Genomic DNA, 1,218 nt, shown 5'->3' on the forward strand with positions numbered 1-1,218 from the left:
GCAAATTGCCGATAATTGAGATTATGTCAAATTACCTAGGCACCCGAGTCCCCGACCTTCCCGCCTCGAAACCCTTGCGATGCGCGAGGTAAAATTTTCCGTCCGCATGCCTGTCGATCAATGAAACGACACACGGCACCTCGTTTCCCGATGCAACCGTCACGCTGCCTCCATTTGATTTCGTTGCTTTGTACCGCGAACCGCCAAGCTGGCGTCCGACTGCGAGTCCGCGCGCGGGATTACGCACTCACTTCGATGCGATTCACGACACCCCCGATCGCATCCAGGCACCAGGCGTCCTGTTCGGCCAGCAGCCTTTCCGCATTCGTTGCGACCCAGCCCGCCAGGGTGATCTGGTGATTCTTCACGTTGACGGTGATCTGATCGGCACGCACTCGAGGATCCGTCTCCAGCACGAGATGCATCACTTCGGAAATCTCGTCGTCGCCGTCGGCTTCGGCGGGCACCAGTTCCAGCAGGTTCACCACATCGCGGCAGCCGCCTGTCCACCACGCAAGCACGCCTGCAAGGCGCCGGTGCGACAGGCTGATCACCTGCCCTGTCAGCCTCACGACGCCGTTTTCGACCGTTACCTCGATGGCGCCGCTGCCCTCGTTGCCCGCCTGATCCATGGTGCCGCGCAGCACCTCGAGCTGCCCTTTGACGCGCGCGCAGATCACACAGTTGCGAAAGTCGACCGCCTGCGCGAGCCGTTCGCAAATGCGCGTGCGTAGTTCGCCATCGCCCATCGGTGGATTGGCCGCCACGAGAAGCCGATCGACAACCGGCATCCCGTCGCTATGCATCTGGGTCAGCGAGAAAAGGCGTTTCTTCGATGCAACATCCGGCACCTCGCCCGACACGGTCAACGCGTTGCCGTCAGAACTGATGTGAATGGGATGATTGTGTAGCTTCAGATGAGATTCGCGCTCAAAGGCCGCCATCACCTGCTTCAAGACCGTATCGCTGCGTTGCATGATCTGCCTCGCGCAAAGGTTGAAGGAAGTAGCGCCGCCGGTCCCGGATTGCAGAGGCGTTTGCTGCGTCCGGCGGTCACTGTATCGTCAATTATAGGAACTGTGCCGGCATGACAAGCGCCGGGCGGGACGCGTCGCGTACTGGCCTCGTACCGTCACGATATAAGCGGCCAAGTCTGCGGCGCGACCGGCCGGAGGATGCAACATGAAGTCCCGCCCCGATTCGCGAGAAGTCAAACCG

1 protein-coding gene is annotated in these 1,218 nt (G+C 60.8%); it reads right to left on the reverse strand.

Annotation, left to right across the window (positions count from 1 at the left end; all coding sequences use genetic code 11):
* Positions 1-239: 239 nt before the first annotated feature.
* Entirely contained in the window at positions 240-977 is a 738-nt protein-coding gene (locus tag ACV22Z_RS35640; RefSeq protein ID WP_448080927.1) for a BON domain-containing protein, read from the reverse strand.
* Positions 978-1,218: the final 241 nt, after the last annotated feature.

Source organism: Burkholderia sp. PU8-34 (assembly GCF_053427725.1).